The sequence below is a fragment of the Stenotrophomonas humi genome (assembly GCF_001431415.1).
GTDB classification, from domain to species: domain Bacteria; phylum Pseudomonadota; class Gammaproteobacteria; order Xanthomonadales; family Xanthomonadaceae; genus Stenotrophomonas; species Stenotrophomonas humi.
Genome location: NZ_LDJI01000015.1, coordinates 39,854 through 54,171 on the forward strand (window position 1 = coordinate 39,854; position 14,318 = coordinate 54,171).

Annotated in this window: 21 protein-coding genes; 10 read left to right on the top strand and 11 right to left on the bottom strand. The window is 59.3% G+C overall.

What is annotated here, in order from left to right:
- Nucleotides 1–147: 147 nt before the first annotated feature.
- The gene (locus ABB26_RS08650; protein WP_152982603.1) at nucleotides 148–1,356 is read right to left on the bottom strand and encodes a hypothetical protein; all 1,209 of its coding nucleotides are present in this window, start codon (nucleotides 1,354–1,356) and stop codon (nucleotides 148–150) included.
- Nucleotides 1,357–1,473: 117 nt separating this feature from the next.
- On the opposite strand from ABB26_RS08650, the gene ABB26_RS08655 reads away from it, so the two are divergent.
- The 8 genes from ABB26_RS08655 to ABB26_RS08685 all read left to right on the top strand — a co-directional run bounded on the left by ABB26_RS08655 (nucleotide 1,474) and on the right by ABB26_RS08685 (nucleotide 6,507).
- Entirely contained in the window at nucleotides 1,474–1,785 is a 312-nt protein-coding gene (locus ABB26_RS08655; protein ID WP_057633278.1) for a hypothetical protein, read from the top strand.
- Between the two features lie 64 nt (nucleotides 1,786–1,849).
- Complete coding sequence (locus ABB26_RS08660; protein WP_057633279.1) at nucleotides 1,850–2,866, top strand: replication initiation factor domain-containing protein; 1,017 nt, start codon at nucleotides 1,850–1,852, stop codon at nucleotides 2,864–2,866.
- A gap of 27 nt (nucleotides 2,867–2,893) precedes the next feature.
- Complete coding sequence (locus tag ABB26_RS08665) at nucleotides 2,894–3,181, top strand: single-stranded DNA-binding protein (protein ID WP_057633280.1); 288 nt, start codon at nucleotides 2,894–2,896, stop codon at nucleotides 3,179–3,181.
- Between the two features lie 225 nt (nucleotides 3,182–3,406).
- Nucleotides 3,407–3,538, top strand: coding sequence for a major capsid protein (locus ABB26_RS19425; RefSeq protein ID WP_245626174.1), 132 nt, complete (start codon nucleotides 3,407–3,409; stop codon nucleotides 3,536–3,538).
- 367 nt (nucleotides 3,539–3,905) lie between these two features.
- Nucleotides 3,906–4,859, top strand: a complete 954-nt coding sequence (locus tag ABB26_RS18935; RefSeq protein WP_152982604.1) for a virulence factor TspB C-terminal domain-related protein — start codon at nucleotides 3,906–3,908, stop codon at nucleotides 4,857–4,859.
- The gene (locus ABB26_RS08675; RefSeq protein ID WP_057633282.1) at nucleotides 4,852–5,136 is read left to right on the top strand and encodes a DUF2523 family protein; all 285 of its coding nucleotides are present in this window, start codon (nucleotides 4,852–4,854) and stop codon (nucleotides 5,134–5,136) included. The genes ABB26_RS18935 and ABB26_RS08675 overlap by 8 nt, the downstream gene beginning before the upstream one ends.
- Nucleotides 5,133–6,287 carry a zonular occludens toxin domain-containing protein gene (locus ABB26_RS08680; RefSeq protein WP_057633283.1) on the top strand — a complete coding sequence of 385 codons (1,155 nt, stop codon included), beginning with the start codon at nucleotides 5,133–5,135 and terminating at the stop codon, nucleotides 6,285–6,287. The genes ABB26_RS08675 and ABB26_RS08680 overlap by 4 nt, the downstream gene beginning before the upstream one ends.
- Nucleotides 6,288–6,318: 31 nt before the next feature.
- Entirely contained in the window at nucleotides 6,319–6,507 is a 189-nt protein-coding gene (locus ABB26_RS08685; RefSeq protein ID WP_057633284.1) for a hypothetical protein, read from the top strand.
- A 146-nt stretch (nucleotides 6,508–6,653) separates the two neighbouring features.
- Here ABB26_RS08685 and ABB26_RS19290 read toward each other — a convergent pair whose 3' ends face one another.
- Nucleotides 6,654–7,007, bottom strand: a complete 354-nt coding sequence (locus ABB26_RS19290) for a hypothetical protein (RefSeq protein ID WP_211261946.1) — start codon at nucleotides 7,005–7,007, stop codon at nucleotides 6,654–6,656.
- Between the two features lie 188 nt (nucleotides 7,008–7,195).
- On the opposite strand from ABB26_RS19290, the gene ABB26_RS18630 reads away from it, so the two are divergent.
- On the top strand, nucleotides 7,196–7,489 hold the full coding sequence (locus tag ABB26_RS18630; RefSeq protein ID WP_083490746.1) for a DUF3653 domain-containing protein: 294 nt from the start codon (nucleotides 7,196–7,198) through the stop codon (nucleotides 7,487–7,489).
- Nucleotides 7,490–7,682: 193 nt separating this feature from the next.
- Entirely contained in the window at nucleotides 7,683–8,153 is a 471-nt protein-coding gene (locus ABB26_RS18940) for a hypothetical protein (protein WP_152982605.1), read from the top strand.
- A gap of 12 nt (nucleotides 8,154–8,165) precedes the next feature.
- Here ABB26_RS18940 and ABB26_RS08695 read toward each other — a convergent pair whose 3' ends face one another.
- The 9 genes from ABB26_RS08695 to ABB26_RS08735 form a co-directional block, all read right to left on the bottom strand.
- Nucleotides 8,166–8,783, bottom strand: coding sequence for a TraX family protein (locus tag ABB26_RS08695; protein ID WP_057633286.1), 618 nt, complete (start codon nucleotides 8,781–8,783; stop codon nucleotides 8,166–8,168).
- Complete coding sequence (locus tag ABB26_RS08700) at nucleotides 8,780–9,964, bottom strand: zonular occludens toxin domain-containing protein (RefSeq protein WP_057633287.1); 1,185 nt, start codon at nucleotides 9,962–9,964, stop codon at nucleotides 8,780–8,782. Before ABB26_RS08700 ends, ABB26_RS08695 begins: the two co-directional genes overlap by 4 nt.
- Nucleotides 9,961–10,302: a DUF2523 family protein gene (locus ABB26_RS08705; protein ID WP_057633288.1), complete on the bottom strand. Its 342-nt coding sequence runs from the start codon at nucleotides 10,300–10,302 to the stop codon at nucleotides 9,961–9,963. Before ABB26_RS08705 ends, ABB26_RS08700 begins: the two co-directional genes overlap by 4 nt.
- Before the next feature lies 1 nt (nucleotide 10,303).
- Entirely contained in the window at nucleotides 10,304–10,708 is a 405-nt protein-coding gene (locus ABB26_RS19430; RefSeq protein WP_245626175.1) for a virulence factor TspB C-terminal domain-related protein, read from the bottom strand.
- Nucleotides 10,709–10,837: 129 nt separating this feature from the next.
- On the bottom strand, nucleotides 10,838–11,803 hold the full coding sequence (locus tag ABB26_RS19435) for a hypothetical protein (RefSeq protein ID WP_245626176.1): 966 nt from the start codon (nucleotides 11,801–11,803) through the stop codon (nucleotides 10,838–10,840).
- Between the two features lie 133 nt (nucleotides 11,804–11,936).
- Nucleotides 11,937–12,173: a hypothetical protein gene (locus tag ABB26_RS08715; RefSeq protein WP_057633289.1), complete on the bottom strand. Its 237-nt coding sequence runs from the start codon at nucleotides 12,171–12,173 to the stop codon at nucleotides 11,937–11,939.
- 245 nt (nucleotides 12,174–12,418) lie between these two features.
- Nucleotides 12,419–12,712, bottom strand: a complete 294-nt coding sequence (locus ABB26_RS08725; RefSeq protein WP_057633291.1) for a single-stranded DNA-binding protein — start codon at nucleotides 12,710–12,712, stop codon at nucleotides 12,419–12,421.
- Between the two features lie 3 nt (nucleotides 12,713–12,715).
- Nucleotides 12,716–13,816: a replication initiation factor domain-containing protein gene (locus ABB26_RS08730; protein WP_083490747.1), complete on the bottom strand. Its 1,101-nt coding sequence runs from the start codon at nucleotides 13,814–13,816 to the stop codon at nucleotides 12,716–12,718.
- Nucleotides 13,809–14,123 carry a hypothetical protein gene (locus tag ABB26_RS08735; protein ID WP_152982606.1) on the bottom strand — a complete coding sequence of 105 codons (315 nt, stop codon included), beginning with the start codon at nucleotides 14,121–14,123 and terminating at the stop codon, nucleotides 13,809–13,811. Before ABB26_RS08735 ends, ABB26_RS08730 begins: the two co-directional genes overlap by 8 nt.
- Nucleotides 14,124–14,318: the final 195 nt, after the last annotated feature.

Here is a 14,318-nt window from a genome sequence, read left to right on the forward strand (position 1 = left end):
GATAGTGGACACCCGCCCCGGCCTCCCCTAGAGCCGGGTGCGGGCTTCTAGGGTGTAGGGGAGGGGGCAGTGGCCGTGACGGACAGAGATCGCAAGACCATCATCCATCCCGAGCTCGTTAGGCGTAGTGCCGCGGGCCGGAACGATCTACTTCTTTCTGATCAGTTGCGTCTCAAACAACCTTTGCTCCTCGTTCAATGCTTCGATACGCGTATCAATCCGCGACATTACGGCAGTGACGGTTGCTTCAAGGCTTGTAGCCTTCTCTTTGAGTCCTTTCAGACCACCATCGATAGCAGCATCGTAGATATCGATCTTCGCGCGATCGTCGATTTTGGTCGTCGCGCTCTCTTCGTCGTACTTGTAAAAAAAATCGGGACCTTTGAGGTCATCGATGTGGCTTTGCGCGGACTGCTGGTACGCCTGCAGCTCGACCTCAAGCCTCTGGATTTGCTCCAAGTCACTCATTGCAAGCTCGGACTTGAACTCATCGCTCCATTGAACCAGCTTGATTCTCGACAGAGTGAGTTCGATGCGAGTACGCATTGCGCGGCGTCCCAACATGAAGGCGTTCGGGATGGCCTCTGGCAACTCAACTCCTTTACTACGCATCTCTATGCGCCGATCGACCTGCCTGAGTACCTGGGCTGGATAGGTGCCAATACTCGCCTTGTTTCGAATAATCGCCAAACGGGCGCAACTACCGTCGACCTTTGCGCGGGATTGCCGAACGCTTTCCGCCCGTCGCGCAACCTCAGACAATCGCGAAAACTGAACGGCTTTCCAGCTGATTATGCCTGCAGCGATACCGGCCCCGATCGTTCCGAACGCCGCAAGCCAAGCAGCTCTCTTCTCAGAGTTAGAGTCGGAAACGAACGATACGTCCAGGTTGAAAATGATCACTGCGCTGATCATCCCGATCGCATACACAAATGCAGTGGCTACTACAACTGTGGTAGTGGGAATCCACATGCCGGATTGTTTTACATCCATACCGCCCCCTTTGGCGTCCGTTCCATTGGGGGGATTCTGGCATGACCAGCATCCTCCTTGCTCTCTGCGGTGTGTGCGGCTTCTGCCTCGGTCGCGGATCCGTCCTGCTGATTTCATGGATCCTTGACCGCCGCGATTCGCGTGTTGATTCCGCGTACCGCGCTGCTCGCCTCGTTGCCGTCTCCAGGGCGGAGGTGAGTCGTGATTGAGGTTGCCGCGTTCCTGCTGTGCGGCATCTTCTTTACGGTCGTGCCGCTCGCGTTGTTCGGTCTGCTTGGAAAGGGGAAGCGCGGTGGCTGATCCCTCCTGCTTCGTCATCACTGCCAATGAGTGGCACCGCTTCGCTGGGGTTCTGGCTTTCATGGCCGTTCTTTACCCAGTGTTCGGCGCTTTGATCTTTGCCGATTGGCAGGGCTGGCTTGAGTACTTTCGCCGCCGCGCCCGTCGCCGCCGCATCCGCGCCATTCGGCGGGCCCGCTCATGAGCCGGCAGATTCCTTACGGCGTGCGCAGCGCCAGCCCGCGCTTCTACCAACCGCTGCCGCCGTCATCGCACCTGGACGCGGAAGTCGATGCGCTCCGCGCCATGCCGGAACCGGAATACGTCATTGAACAGCGCATCGGTGATGGCGATTGGCAGCAGAAGTGCCGCTACGGCGATGACGTTGCATGGGCTGTAGAGCGCGTCCGCTGGTGGAACGCGCTGCTGCGTGGCCGTCGCTCGTATCGCGTTGTTGCCGTCCTCGGCAACAGCCGCTCTGTCGTTTTTGGGGAGGGCATGCGCCATGGTTGAGGCCGGGGCTGTAGGACTCCCCTCGTCTAACAGGGGAGTCAGTGAAAATGAACAGATCGGGGTAGTGATCGACTGGCTGGCTGCCTCTTTCGATTTGATTTCCGTTCTTGATGTTCATGGCTTGGTCGATGACCGCAAGGCGGTTTTGGATGATCTCGACGGCCCGGTAGGTTCCTGCGTGCGACCTGTCGCCCAGGCATTGGCCGATCACTTCTTCCCCGGCTTGTTTGAATTGGGCGATCCATCGCGTGGCCGGTTCTACAACTGGCGCGTCGCGCTGCGTGCTGGTGGTGAGCATGTGGGCCTGTTGGAGTTCGGTGGCCTAAACACCATTCGGCAGGATGGAACCCACACCGGTCGTCTGGAACTGACGGGTGATGGCTGCCGCCTATTTGAAGCCAGCAGTGGCGATGACCATGCGGAGCGGTGGTCGTCGCTCGCTTCACTGCTGGGCATCTGCGATGCGCGCATCACGCGCGTCGATATCGCGGCAGACGATTTCCTCGGCCAGTGGCCCGTTCAGTGGGCTATCGATCGGTACAACGAAGGCGGTTTCGATCGTCGGGGTCAGCGTCCAAAAGCCCGCCTGATCGACGATATGGGCAACCGCACCGGTAAGACCTTCTATGTCGGCAGTCGCAAGTCTGAGCAACAGCTGCGCGTATACGAGAAGGGCAGGGAACAGGGGGACATGGCGTCCGAATGGGTGCGCTATGAGGGCGAGTTTCATGCCAGCAATCGGCGTGAGCTTCCGTTGGACATGCTGATTGATCCAGCGCCGTATCTCGTTGGTGCTTACCCGCTGCTCGACTTCGTCGGCGGTATCGGTCAACGCCTGCGGATTGCCACCGAAAAGCTGCTTGCCAACTGCACGCGCGCCGTCATGCATTTCCGCCGCCAGTACGGGCCAATGATCAACGCGATGTTGCATGCCAGTGGTGGCGATGAAGCAACGCTCTCGCGCCTGATCGTCGGCACTGCACGGGCCAAGTTGCCGCCGTGGTGTCCGCGTCCTGAGGACACGGCCCAACTGCTCACCGCAATTCTTTTCGCCCCATCGGGGCATATCAAAAGCCCGTAATCGCGGGCGTAACCCAAGGGAAAAACCATGGAACTGATCAAAGTAACCATCCTCACTGCCCAGGTCGAAGAACGCAGCGGCGTTTTCGAAGATGACAGCGGCAAGGAGCGCAAGTACACCACGCGCAAGCAGAAGGCGAAGGTTGAGGCGGGCGGTTTCGCCTACCCGTATGACGTGCGCTTGGAAGATGGTCAGCCGGCATGGCCGGTGGGTGAGTACGTCATGGATACCGCCGCGATGGTCGGCATCAACAAGGGCGTGCACAACTTCTCGAAGTACGCCGCGCTGGTCAAATCTGCTTCGGCGAAGCCCTGACCGATGCCTACGCAGCCCCACGTCTTGCAGTGCGTCGAATTCGACCCACAGACCGCCACATGCGCGGTGCAAGCGTGGGTGCCTGCCCCAACCCTGCTGCCGGACATTCCGATGGCCGATGTTCTGCAGCTGCTCGGCGCTGCCGCTGTTCCATTGGCGGTGGCGTGGGGAGCAAAACTCCTAGGCCGTACAACCCGTGATTGACGAAGAAACAAGGAGCCAGAAATGGACGTTGGTGATGCAGTTGCTGCAATTGCTTTGATCACTGCAGGTGTTGGCGCAATCGGTGCGGCAAAGCTGCTCCCGGCCGCCACTGCTGTGGGCTGGAAGTGGATGAAGGGCGCGATCTTCGGCTGATGCCAGGACGCAGGGGAGGGGGCCGCTTGGCCCCCTTTTTCTTGGGAGGTCATATGTTGGGATGGTTCGTCTTATGCGTCGGAATTCTCGCGCTGTACATCACCTTCTCGGACTGAGGTGGTTCGTTCTGGCGTTCCTGCTGGTTGTTGCGTTGGGTGATGCCCTCGCGGCTGGCAAGGTGCGTGTTACGCCTCAATCCAATGGGTGGCATCGGCAGGGTCAGAACGCAGATGGCAGTACGCGTTGGGTGCAGACACCCGAGTTCAATGCGACATGGGATAAGTGGTTAGGGGAGGCAGGTGCTGTAGCTGCGGGGAGCGAGTACTTCAAGTCCAGCGGCCCGGTCAGTTCAAGCACGATCGGCAGCATGGGCCGCAAAGCCATTCGTGGTGGCGTATACGGCACTGCAGTTGCGCTTGCCGTCGAAGGCATCATTGATGGCGCCGGGTGGGCGATTAACGAACTGAAAGACCAGGTCATCGATCCCGGTACGAAGGAGCAACTTGACCGCCAAGGCTGGTGTCGGGAAAAGGTCTGTGCCCCCACCATTGATGGCCTGATTCCCTACGCTCAAAGTCGATACACCGGCACTGCCTATCCTGATAGCAGGTGGATTGCTATCGAGCAGTCACCTTCCAATGGATTGATCTGTTATCGAGTCATTGGCACGGAAAGCTGTCGTTTTTCCATGCCCGTGCAGCTAGTGCTGCGCCCTACCACTGGCTGGGATGGCTACACCAATGTATCGCCGGGTACCGATGCAGGCCCTGTTTCTGATGAACGCTTGGGCGACGCCATCCGACCGCATCCTGACGTCGTGAATTCGTTGTTGACCGATCCCCGAACGGGTCGACCGGTCATGACGCCTGAGCTTCAGCAGATGATGGACGACATTAAGCAGCAGATTGAACAGCGCGAAGGGATGCCGGGCTCCGATCCGTCGCCGGCTCCGGATATGGAAGATGACACGGCCAAAGACGATGGTTCACCGTGGCCTTCGTTCTGCGGCTGGGCAACGGTCGTTTGCGACTTCATCGAATGGGTAAAGACCGATGACCCAGACACTCAAAACCCTGAGGTTCCATGGGAGGAAGAGATTCCGGCCGATGTGACACAGACGTGGAGCTCCGGTCTTGGTGGAGGCTCCTGTCCATCTGCGGCTTCCTTCACTGTTTCGCTCGGTGGATTCAGCGCATCCCCCGAATTTTCCTTTGAAGGGATCTGCCAGTTCGGCACGATCATGCGCCCTGTAATCATCGCCCTGGCAGCCATCATTGCCGGGTTCATCATCGCGGGCGTGAGAGGGACAAAGGATGCTTAAGTGGCTATCGCTTCTCCTTAAAAACTTGCTTGGTGATGGTGTTGGCCGTGTGCTGGGCGGGGCAGGGTTGTCACTGGTTACCGGTGCCGTGGCATTGCCGTTGATCACTACTGCGATGAACACAGCAGCTTCCAAGATCGGCGGCATCGGTGGTGATGTGTTGAATGTTGCGTTGCTGTTTGGGTTCGGCGAAGCGTTGTCGATCATGGGTACAGCAATGCTCACGCGTGCGGCGATGGGTGCCACGCGTGTTGGAATCAAGAGGGCAACGAAATGATGTATTTGATTTCCGGGCAACCGGGAAACGGCAAGTCCCTGCGCGCCATGTTCATCATGCGCGAGGAGTACGAGCGCAATAGCAAGGCGCATGCTGAAGGAAAAGAGCCGCTGCGCCGCTTCTTTTCCAACATTGCTGGTTCAACTACTGAAGAAAATCCGGATGCATTTCCGTGGGTAGAAAAGCTGCCGGAACACAACGACTGGACCAAGCTTCCGGACGGCTCATATGTCGTCTATGACGAAGCGCACGCCGACGGCAATACGCCGGGGCTTGAGCGCTATGGCAGCTTGTTTCCTTCGACGGGCAAGCCGGGAGAGTCCGCAGACCTCCGTATTCGTGCAATGTCAACGCATCGCCACCGGGGCTTTGACCTCGTATTTCTGACGCAGTGGCCGAGCAAGATCCATCATCAGGTGCGCACGCTTGTGGGGTCACATACCCACATGAATCGTGGCATGGGTCTGCAGGCTGCGGGCGTGCTGCAGTGGCCGCGTGTCCAGGTCGATCCATACGATGAAAACCAGCGTGAGAAGGCGGAGGAAGAGATCTGGTCCTATCCGAAGGATCTCTATGGCAAGTACAAAAGCGCCACGCTTCACACGGCCAGCCACAAGTTCAAGATCCCAAAGAAGGTGCTGGCTGGTCTGTCGAAACTGGTTGTCACCCTTCTGGTTTTGTGGGCGTTGTGGCATTTCCTTGTGCCTAAGGGGAAGGAAAAGCCGGAGGAGGGGCCGGCACAGAAGGAGGCCAGCTTGCTGGCCCCTGTGCCGGCCTCTCCGGCGTCTACCGATGCTGTCCTCACTCCCGGTGCGCAAACCTACGCCGCGCTCAACACAGAGCCTGCACCAGCGTTGTCGGGCTGTGTTTCAAGTGATCGGGGTTGCCGATGCTTCAACACTGAGGGTTTTCAAATTGACATGTCGCGTTTTCAGTGCGAATTGCTGCTGGAAAAGCCGCTGCCGTTCAACGTCTACCATGAGTACAAAGCCCCTGCTGGCACCCCTGCCGGTTCGTCAGATCGGGGCGCAGTACAGGGGCAGGGTGGTGGTTCTGTGATTGGGTATCAGCCAGGTAAGCGCGCCGATCAGTTCGCCCGCTCGCCCGCGTATACCGGCGAGACGTGGACGCCACCAACCACCACCTTGTAGAGTCCGGCCTTTCTTCTAGGGGGAGAAAGGCATGCAGTTTGATGTTTCAGGTGTCGTTGGCATGTTCGCCAAGGTGGCTATGGTGGTGGTTGTCGCAGGCGGTGTTGCTATCGGTGTGGGGCTCTATCTTCGGAATATGCCAAAGCCTCGCAAGATGGCCGCGATCAATTTGACCTTTGCGCTAGTCCTCATTGTTGGCGGGCTGTTTGTCTTGCGATAAGGGTGCAGGGGCGTTGCCCCGATCTGACGGCGCCGTGGATCCGCTCTGCAGAAAGTCGACTTTTAAAACCCTTGTGCCGCAAGGGTTTCGAGGCGTCGCGACCAGGCACTTGAGGGTGTAGGGGCATAGCCCCTACGGTGACGCTGTTACCCGGCGCTGGTTCCGAAGTGGCGTTCGCGCCATTCGCCCAGGTCTACGACAACGACTTTCACCATCGACCGCTGACCGGCTTTACGTGCCGCATTCCTTTTTCGTGACGTGTCACGTAAATCAGCGGCATTGGCGTGCCACAGCAGGCCACGCAGTCTGCGTTCTGGGATTCTTTCGCCACTTGGGGCCACCAGATCTCGTCCTGCCAGCCGCCATCCAGCCCATGGGCCTGTTAGCGCGACGTGGTTGTCGATCACACGCCGGTAGTGGTCGCTGGCACAGCTGTTCGGGCATTGCGTTCCCGGTTCCCAGCACGGTGGACGGTTGTCCAGGTTGTAGGTGTCGCTCATGCCTCAATTTCCCCCTGATCCTTAGGAGGCCGGGATGGTAGGTGAGACGTGATCCATAGCCAGATCCAGCTCAGACGGCTGATAAGCAATTTCGCATAATGTATATTATGTCAACGAAGGATCGGCTTTGGCTCTGCCGATTCCAGCACGATGCCCCCTCCACGCGATCGGCGTGACCAGGGGCAATCATGAAAGACAGGAAGTTGACCGGCTCTTGGGCCGGTTTCGCGTTTAAGGGAGGCCGATTGGTAACCCCTGAAGGCCGTGAACTTTTTCCGGAAGATCTGGCTTGGATCAGTCTGACTGCGCAACTTGCGCAGGAATACAGGCGACTGCTTGAAGCTGACAGGCGCGCTCGAGGCCTGATCACACCGAGCCTAAAGCCGATGAAAGGCGGCATTCGTCAGTTGCCCACGCGGCACGCGGAACCATGCCCGGTAGTCCCATTGATGCCGACGCTGAGGCGATCCGGGCGCGGGTGAAGCATGGAGCGTCACCGTAGGGGCTATGCCCCTACACCTGGTGTTTCCTCGATCGGTACTTTTTTGAAAGCCTTTCAGCGCAATGGTTTCCAGCCAGTTTTTTCTACAAGGTGGATCCACGGCGCCGTCAGATCTGGGGCAATGCCCCTGCACCCCGGCTAGAATCCGCTCAGGATGAAGCCTGGGGGATTCCATGGAACGAGAACGCCAAGAACCTACGCTCGGCAAAGCTGACCTGAGCGACGTCAATTTCAGGCCCCGAAGTAAGAATGGGCCGCGCTCATCGGCCAATGGCCAACCTTCCGAAGAATCGAGATTTTGGCTGCGCGCCATCGTCCTGGTAGCTGCTGCGGTGCTAATTGCTATGGGCCTGATCGAATGGAATGCCCGACGACAGGTCGCGGCACTGGAACGAGCGCTTACACCGACGCCTGCGCAACAGGCTCAAATTGAAGCCGCGCTGCGCGAGCTTGAAAAGGCCGGCAAAGAGAACGAAGCAATTGTCAGGAAAATACGCCTCGACCCGAACAAGTTGCTCGACACCAGCGGCATTGATTGGCGCGCTCCCGTCGAACCGATGCGCCCTGGACAACGCTGCATTCAAGGTAGGCGCCTCGAACGTATCGAAGGCGGATGGCGCGATATCCCAAACTCGCCCTGCTGATTTAGTGACGCATCACGAAATAATGGCGAGCAGCCCAATGTGCGCCACGTAGTAGCCATAGAACGCCCAGCGCGTGCGTGGCACCTGAAGTTCGACCTGCCCCAGCGCCATCACCGGCAGCGCCAGCAATGCCCATGCGTTGCCGTTGTAGAAGCACAGCGGCGCGAATGCGGCCGCACCCAGCCAGAAATGGCTATCGACGCGCCTGGTGGCGAACAACCACCACCACACCGTCACTAGAACGATGCCTGCCCACTGGTAGTCCACCAGCAACGGCATCGGTATGGCCAACACCACCAGCCACCAGCGTCGATTCTGGGCGCACAGCACGCACGCAGCGGCCAGCGCGAAGCTCAGCAGGACGTTGACCGGCAGCATAACGTCGAAAGCCCAAGCGTAGACCGGTTGCGCGATCAGCCCCCACATCGCCAGCCGCTTCACCGACTTGGAAACGTCAGCACCCGGTTGCGCGAGGTTGTAGGCCATCACCAAAGCGAACACAGGGAACGCGATGCGGCCCAGCTCGCTGACCACTGGAACGTAGCCGCCATAAAGCAGCTTTGCGGCGTGGTCACCGGTCATCAACAGCACTGCAACCCATTTGAGAATTTCACGTCCGGCGCTGGTCATAGCTGGAAGTCCGTCGACGGCGTAACTGTGCTTGTGCTGTAACCGGGCGATCCCGGAAACGTGCCCTGGGCACGCTGACCGCGACTAATCACTGCCCCACCCTGCGAAGCCCGGTCAGCAACCGCTTCCCTGCCCCGCTCTATCTGTGCCGGCCCGTCCACGAAGCGGTCATCACGATCATCACGAAAGGGCTCGTACTGCCCGCGCCGTGCGACGAAGCGGCAGGTAGGTTCATCGATCACGTAATTGGTGCCCTGCTCGGTAATGCAGGTACACGACGGCTCTGCATGCTTGCCCTGTGCATTGGTTCCACCCATCGACGACATGCAGAACAATCGCGGCGGTTTGCTTGGCAGCGACAGGGCATCATCGTATGCAGGTGCACTCCACGGCTCCGATGGGATACGCGGCAGAAATTTTCGGGCGTATTCGGCAGCGGTCATTTGCTTGCCAGCGCCAGCCGCGCCCCCCGCCGTCGCTTGCGCTCCGTCGTGTGACGCAGCTGCGTTGGCCGCCTTTATGCTGGCGTTTGCGTCCTCACCACCAAGCCGCTTCCCCATGTTGCCGAACGTGTAATACATCAGATACAGCCCTAGTACTAAAGCAATCGGCAACGCGATGTAGTACCAGGGGATACGCCGCTCGGTGGTGTCCAACTCCGTGGACTTGTACGTGCCCATCGGCCGCTTGGGCAACGCCTTGCGCCTAACTACCAACGGCGTGGCCTTCTCGGCCTGCGCCTCAAAACGGTCGAACTCACGCAGGTGCACGAACTTGGTGCCAAAGCGACGGCGGACGTGAATATGGCGCTCGATCAGGTCGTGCACGAATTGATCGCACTGCTTGTCCGGCGACTGGCTGACGAAGATGAAATCCAAGCCACGATGCCGATGCTTCGCCAGCTGCTCGACGTGGTGCGGCACCTTCGAGCCGGGCGGGCGCTTGGGCAGCATGCCGTGCTCATATGCCTCATCTACCAGGGCGACAGCACCGTCTGGCAGAAAGTTCGGCCAGTCATTGAACTGCTCCGGCGTCATCTCCAGCACGCCAGTCTTGCCGTAGTCGAACTCGCGGATATTGCACGCGTAGACAATGCGACCCTGATCCTTGAATTCCAGAAGGCGCTCAATCGCGTGCAGCGTTTTGCCGTGTCCAGGTTGGCCGGTGAACCAATAGATCATGACCCACCCCCGGTGAGCTGATCGGCAATCGATTTCGGCACGATGAAGACCTTCCATGCCATGCGCACGGTAAGCGCGGAAAGGATCATGGAAATGGCAGTACCGACGCCGAGATAGCCCAACAGATCGGCGGCTTGTCCCGTGATGCCACCCGTGTACTGCAGAACGAACGCCTTGAGGTTCGGCAGCACAGCCTCAAGCGTGATCGTGGTCAGGCCGAAGGTGGAAAGCACCTTGCCGACGATGCCTGAGGCAGCATCCTTGAACTTGCCAAGGAGGTGCTTGACACCATCAATGATCCAGCCCCAGACCATCGCGCCCGGATTGAAAATGCCCATATCAGAACCCCCATCCCATAAGAATTTTCAGCGCAGTAAAGGCGCCGAAGATCAGGATCAATCCACGAAGAATTGCCATTGCCTGGCACCAGTAAGGAAAATCGGAACCGCTGACGGTTGCGCCCATGTACTTGAACGTCGGCGGCTGCGGACAGGAGCCAGAGCCGAAGATGTTGTCCTGACTCAGAAGGCTTGTTGAAACACCAATACCGAATCGCTTGGCGCCCTGTACGTCACCGTCGCCATCGCCAACACCGCCAACCTCGCCCGTACCCTCCAAGGCATCCGGAACACCGTTGCCGTTGCCGTCGGTACCGTCACTACCTTCCTCACCCGGCTTCTTGTTCGCGAGCTTGTCCAGGGCGCATGCGGCCTTCCATTGCTGAATCAAAGAGGCGTATTCCATGGCATCACAACTCTTGCCGGTGCACACCGGTAACGCATCGCAGCTGCCGCCGCTGATGTTCGCTGCACGACGCGTGTTGCAATCAATGCGCCACTGGATCTTGACCTGAATGCACGCGATGGCACTGCCCTAGCAGGATGGCGGCGCATCGCAGCTATCACCGCCTGATGCACTGTCCTTGTCGGGATCATTGTTGGGATCGTCGTCGTCTTCATCGGCCTTGCCGTCGCCGTCCGAATCCTTGCCGCAGGTGCCGTTGTCACGCCGTGCTTCACCGGCAGCACATTGACCTTCTCCCGGGATGCACTTTCCGGTGGCCGGCGCCTTGATCGTGCCAGCGGGACATTCGCTCGCCTCAGCCTTACAGAACAGTTCCCCCTGCTGCACTGCGCCCGGGGTGGAGCCCTGCACAGCGACCATTCCCTGGGGACATTTGTTATCGGGAGCGCAAACCCCTTCCTTTTTGATCTGTCCAGCCGGACACGTCGGGTCTATCGGCTGGCACAACGCCATCATGCCGTTCCAAAACGAACCGGTCGGGCAATTGTTCTTGAAGTCCGGCCCGCACATGGCACCGGTAACGCTCACCGTGCTGGTGTCGTCGCCGTTGTTTCGATACGTCACAACACAACCGGTGTTACAGCCCAGCGAACCACTCAACGGAGAACGCGGCACGGTTGATGATGGCCTGTCAGTAACCGTACACGGCTTCTGGCATCCGCCATTGGATTCATTCCAGACCTCACCACTCGGGCAGCTGGTATAGAAAATCGTGTACAGCTCAAAGATGCTCGAGGAGGTATTCGGGTTGGAAGGTTGGCATTTGATCTTTGCCAAGTACTGGTTCGACCCACTTAAGTACGGCGATGTCATGTACGTTGCGGTCGCGCCGGAAGACCAACGATTGCAAAACCCAGCTCCATCATTGATCGCAGCTAACGCTTGTGCGCGTGTGCAGTTCTGGCCGTAGTCGCACACACCCATCGGAGAAGCCGCATGCGCCCGTCCAATACCGGCCCATGCAAGGATCGCAGCAACAACGACATATGCAACGCGGCGCGCAACGGCGCTGGCAAAGATGCGCCCAAGGTTCATCACATGCCCTCAAACGCAAGCCAGCATGCGCCGCACACTGCAATAATCACGAAGTAACCCATACCCCCTCCTTTCGCTCAGAAAAAAGGGGCGACCATGACGGTGCGCCCCTCCCGATCCCCTGCCCCGCCGATCAGCGAGCCTTCTTGACGTAGCCCCACAGGATGATCGCGCCGAGGATGATTGCCGCCGCAGCGACCACCAGCATCACATCGGCCTTGCCGCCCGACAGCTCACCGGCGATGGCAGCACCCGGTGAACCACCACTGGCGAATGCGGCACCCGAAGCCATCAGGGCCGATGCACCGGCAGCGACCTTGCCACCCGTGGTGGCAGCGAAACGACGACCCGTATTGAGAACCTTCTTCATAAAACACCTCGCATGATTGGTTGCCCCTATGTACGCGCCGCGCGGAATACGAGACGCGCTTTCAAGCCGATGACCCACACGCCAACAATGGCGAAGGCCACCAAGCTCCCATCTGCCAAGTCCAGGGGCGGAAGAATTGGCTGGTGGTATGGCATCCAGACCGGAATCGCGCACACGCCATCGGGCTGCACGTGTTCTGGTGCGCAGCCAACGACGTAGAGCGATTCCGGCTGGTCGGACATGGGTTATGCCGCCTTGGTGACTGGTGCCGCCTTGACGGCGTCCCAGTGCTTGGCGCGGGTGCTGATCGACAGTGCGCCGAAGTCGCCCACCCAGTAGGCCGAGGGCTTGGGCTCGTACTTGCCCACCGGCAAGGCTTTGTCGCCTTCTTCGTGCTGCAGGGTGATACGGCGCGTTTCGCCGCTGGGCAGCGACACGAACGCCATCTGTTCGTAGATGCTGTACGGCTTGCCGGTCTTGCGGCTGGTGCCGTGCTTGCCTTCGATTGCTTCGTTGCGAATTTCGATCAACAGACTCATGACTTACTCCTGCCCTTTCTGGGCTTCGATATGCCCCGAAGGGGCGAAAAGAATTGCGGTAAGCAGCTGCGCAGCGTCCTCAGGACGCGGGCACCACGGCGGCAACTTGGCGCGTGCGGTACCGACGATCAGGCGTGAAAGCGTTGCTTCGTCGCCACCACTGGCGTGCAACATCGCGTTGATCATTGGCCCGTACTGACGACGGAAATGCATGACGGCGCGCTTGCAGTTGGCAAGCAGCTTTTCAGTGGCAATGCGCAGGCGTTCGCCGATGCCGCCGACAAAATCAAGAATGGGATATGACCCGACCAAGTACGGCGCCGGATCCACGAGCATGTCCAGGGGAAGCTCACGCCGGTTGCTGGCATGAAACTCGCCCTCATACCGAACCCACGGCGACAGCTGGTCGCCCTGCTCTTTCCCCTTTTCGTACACCCGCAGCTGCTGCTCTGACTTCCGACTGCCGACATAGAACGTCTTGCCGGTGTTGTTGCCCATGTCATCAATCAGGCGCGCTTTTGGACGCTGGCCACGACGGTCAAAACCGCCCTCGTTGTAACGATCAATGGCCCATTGCACGGGCCACTGACCAAGGAAGTCGTCTGCCGCAATATCGACGCGCGTAATACGCGCATCACAGAGACCCAGCAGTGAAGCGAGCGACGACCACCGCTGCGCATGGTCATCGCCACTGCTGGCCTCATACAGGCGGCAACCGTTGCCCGTGAGTTCCAGCCGCCCAGTGTGGGTACCGTCTTTGCGAACCGTGGCAAGGCCTCCAAACTCCAACAGGCCCACATGCTCACCGCCTGCCAACAGCGCCACGCGCCAGTTGTAGAAGCGGCCACGGGATGGCTCACCAAGCTCAAACAACGCCGGGAAGAAATGATCGGCCAATGCCTGGGCGACAGGACGCACGCAGGAACCAATAGGGCCATCCAGATCATCAAGGATCGCCTTGCGATCATCGACCATGCCGTAAACGTCAAGGACGGAAATAAGATCGAAAGCGGTAGCCAACCAGTCGATCACCACCCCTATCTGTTCAGTTTCACTGACTCCCCTGTTAGACGAGGGGAGTCCCAAAGCCCCGGCTTCAGACATGGTGCATGCCCTCCCCAAAAACGACGGAGCGGCTGCTGCCGAGGACTGCAACGACGCGATAGGAGCGACGGCCACGCAGCAGCGCGTTCCACCAGCGGACGCGCTCTACGGCCCATACAACGTCACCGCCGTAACGGCACTTCTGCTGCCAATCACCATCACCAATGCGCTGCTCAATGACGTACTCCGGTTCCGGCATGGCGCGGACCGATTCAACTTCCACGTCCAGGTGCGACGAAGGTGGCAACGGCTGGTAGAAGCGCGGGTTGGCGCTGCGAACGCCGTAGGGAATCTGACGGTCAGCCACGGCTGCGACCACGGAGATAGACAAACAGGGAGACGACCCACGCAACAACTGCAAAACCGAAAAGGAAATCAAGCACGACCCACCTCCGCCCTGGACACGGCAACGAGGCGAGCAGCGCGGTACGCGGAATCAACACGCGAATCGCGGCGGTCAAGGATCCATGAAATCAGCAGGACGGATCCGCGACCGAGGCAG

Coding starts and splice junctions, on each gene's coding strand:
- ABB26_RS18630 (WP_083490746.1), top strand. CDS start 7,196: ATGAAAGACAGGAAGTTGACCGGCTCTTGGGCCGGTTTCGCGTTTAAG.
- ABB26_RS08730 (WP_083490747.1), bottom strand. CDS start 13,816: ATGTCTGAAGCCGGGGCTTTGGGACTCCCCTCGTCTAACAGGGGAGTC.
- ABB26_RS08725 (WP_057633291.1), bottom strand. CDS start 12,712: ATGAGTCTGTTGATCGAAATTCGCAACGAAGCAATCGAAGGCAAGCAC.
- ABB26_RS08700 (WP_057633287.1), bottom strand. CDS start 9,964: ATGATCTATTGGTTCACCGGCCAACCTGGACACGGCAAAACGCTGCAC.
- ABB26_RS08695 (WP_057633286.1), bottom strand. CDS start 8,783: ATGACCAGCGCCGGACGTGAAATTCTCAAATGGGTTGCAGTGCTGTTG.
- ABB26_RS08675 (WP_057633282.1), top strand. CDS start 4,852: ATGCTTAAGTGGCTATCGCTTCTCCTTAAAAACTTGCTTGGTGATGGT.
- ABB26_RS08685 (WP_057633284.1), top strand. CDS start 6,319: ATGCAGTTTGATGTTTCAGGTGTCGTTGGCATGTTCGCCAAGGTGGCT.
- ABB26_RS08705 (WP_057633288.1), bottom strand. CDS start 10,302: ATGGGCATTTTCAATCCGGGCGCGATGGTCTGGGGCTGGATCATTGAT.
- ABB26_RS08680 (WP_057633283.1), top strand. CDS start 5,133: ATGATGTATTTGATTTCCGGGCAACCGGGAAACGGCAAGTCCCTGCGC.
- ABB26_RS08665 (WP_057633280.1), top strand. CDS start 2,894: ATGGAACTGATCAAAGTAACCATCCTCACTGCCCAGGTCGAAGAACGC.
- ABB26_RS08650 (WP_152982603.1), bottom strand. CDS start 1,356: ATGAAAGCCAGAACCCCAGCGAAGCGGTGCCACTCATTGGCAGTGATG.
- ABB26_RS19435 (WP_245626176.1), bottom strand. CDS start 11,803: ATGAACCTTGGGCGCATCTTTGCCAGCGCCGTTGCGCGCCGCGTTGCA.
- ABB26_RS08655 (WP_057633278.1), top strand. CDS start 1,474: ATGAGCCGGCAGATTCCTTACGGCGTGCGCAGCGCCAGCCCGCGCTTC.
- ABB26_RS18935 (WP_152982604.1), top strand. CDS start 3,906: ATGGGCCGCAAAGCCATTCGTGGTGGCGTATACGGCACTGCAGTTGCG.
- ABB26_RS19425 (WP_245626174.1), top strand. CDS start 3,407: ATGGACGTTGGTGATGCAGTTGCTGCAATTGCTTTGATCACTGCAGGT.
- ABB26_RS19430 (WP_245626175.1), bottom strand. CDS start 10,708: ATGGAATACGCCTCTTTGATTCAGCAATGGAAGGCCGCATGCGCCCTG.
- ABB26_RS08715 (WP_057633289.1), bottom strand. CDS start 12,173: ATGAAGAAGGTTCTCAATACGGGTCGTCGTTTCGCTGCCACCACGGGT.
- ABB26_RS19290 (WP_211261946.1), bottom strand. CDS start 7,007: ATGAGCGACACCTACAACCTGGACAACCGTCCACCGTGCTGGGAACCG.
- ABB26_RS18940 (WP_152982605.1), top strand. CDS start 7,683: ATGGAACGAGAACGCCAAGAACCTACGCTCGGCAAAGCTGACCTGAGC.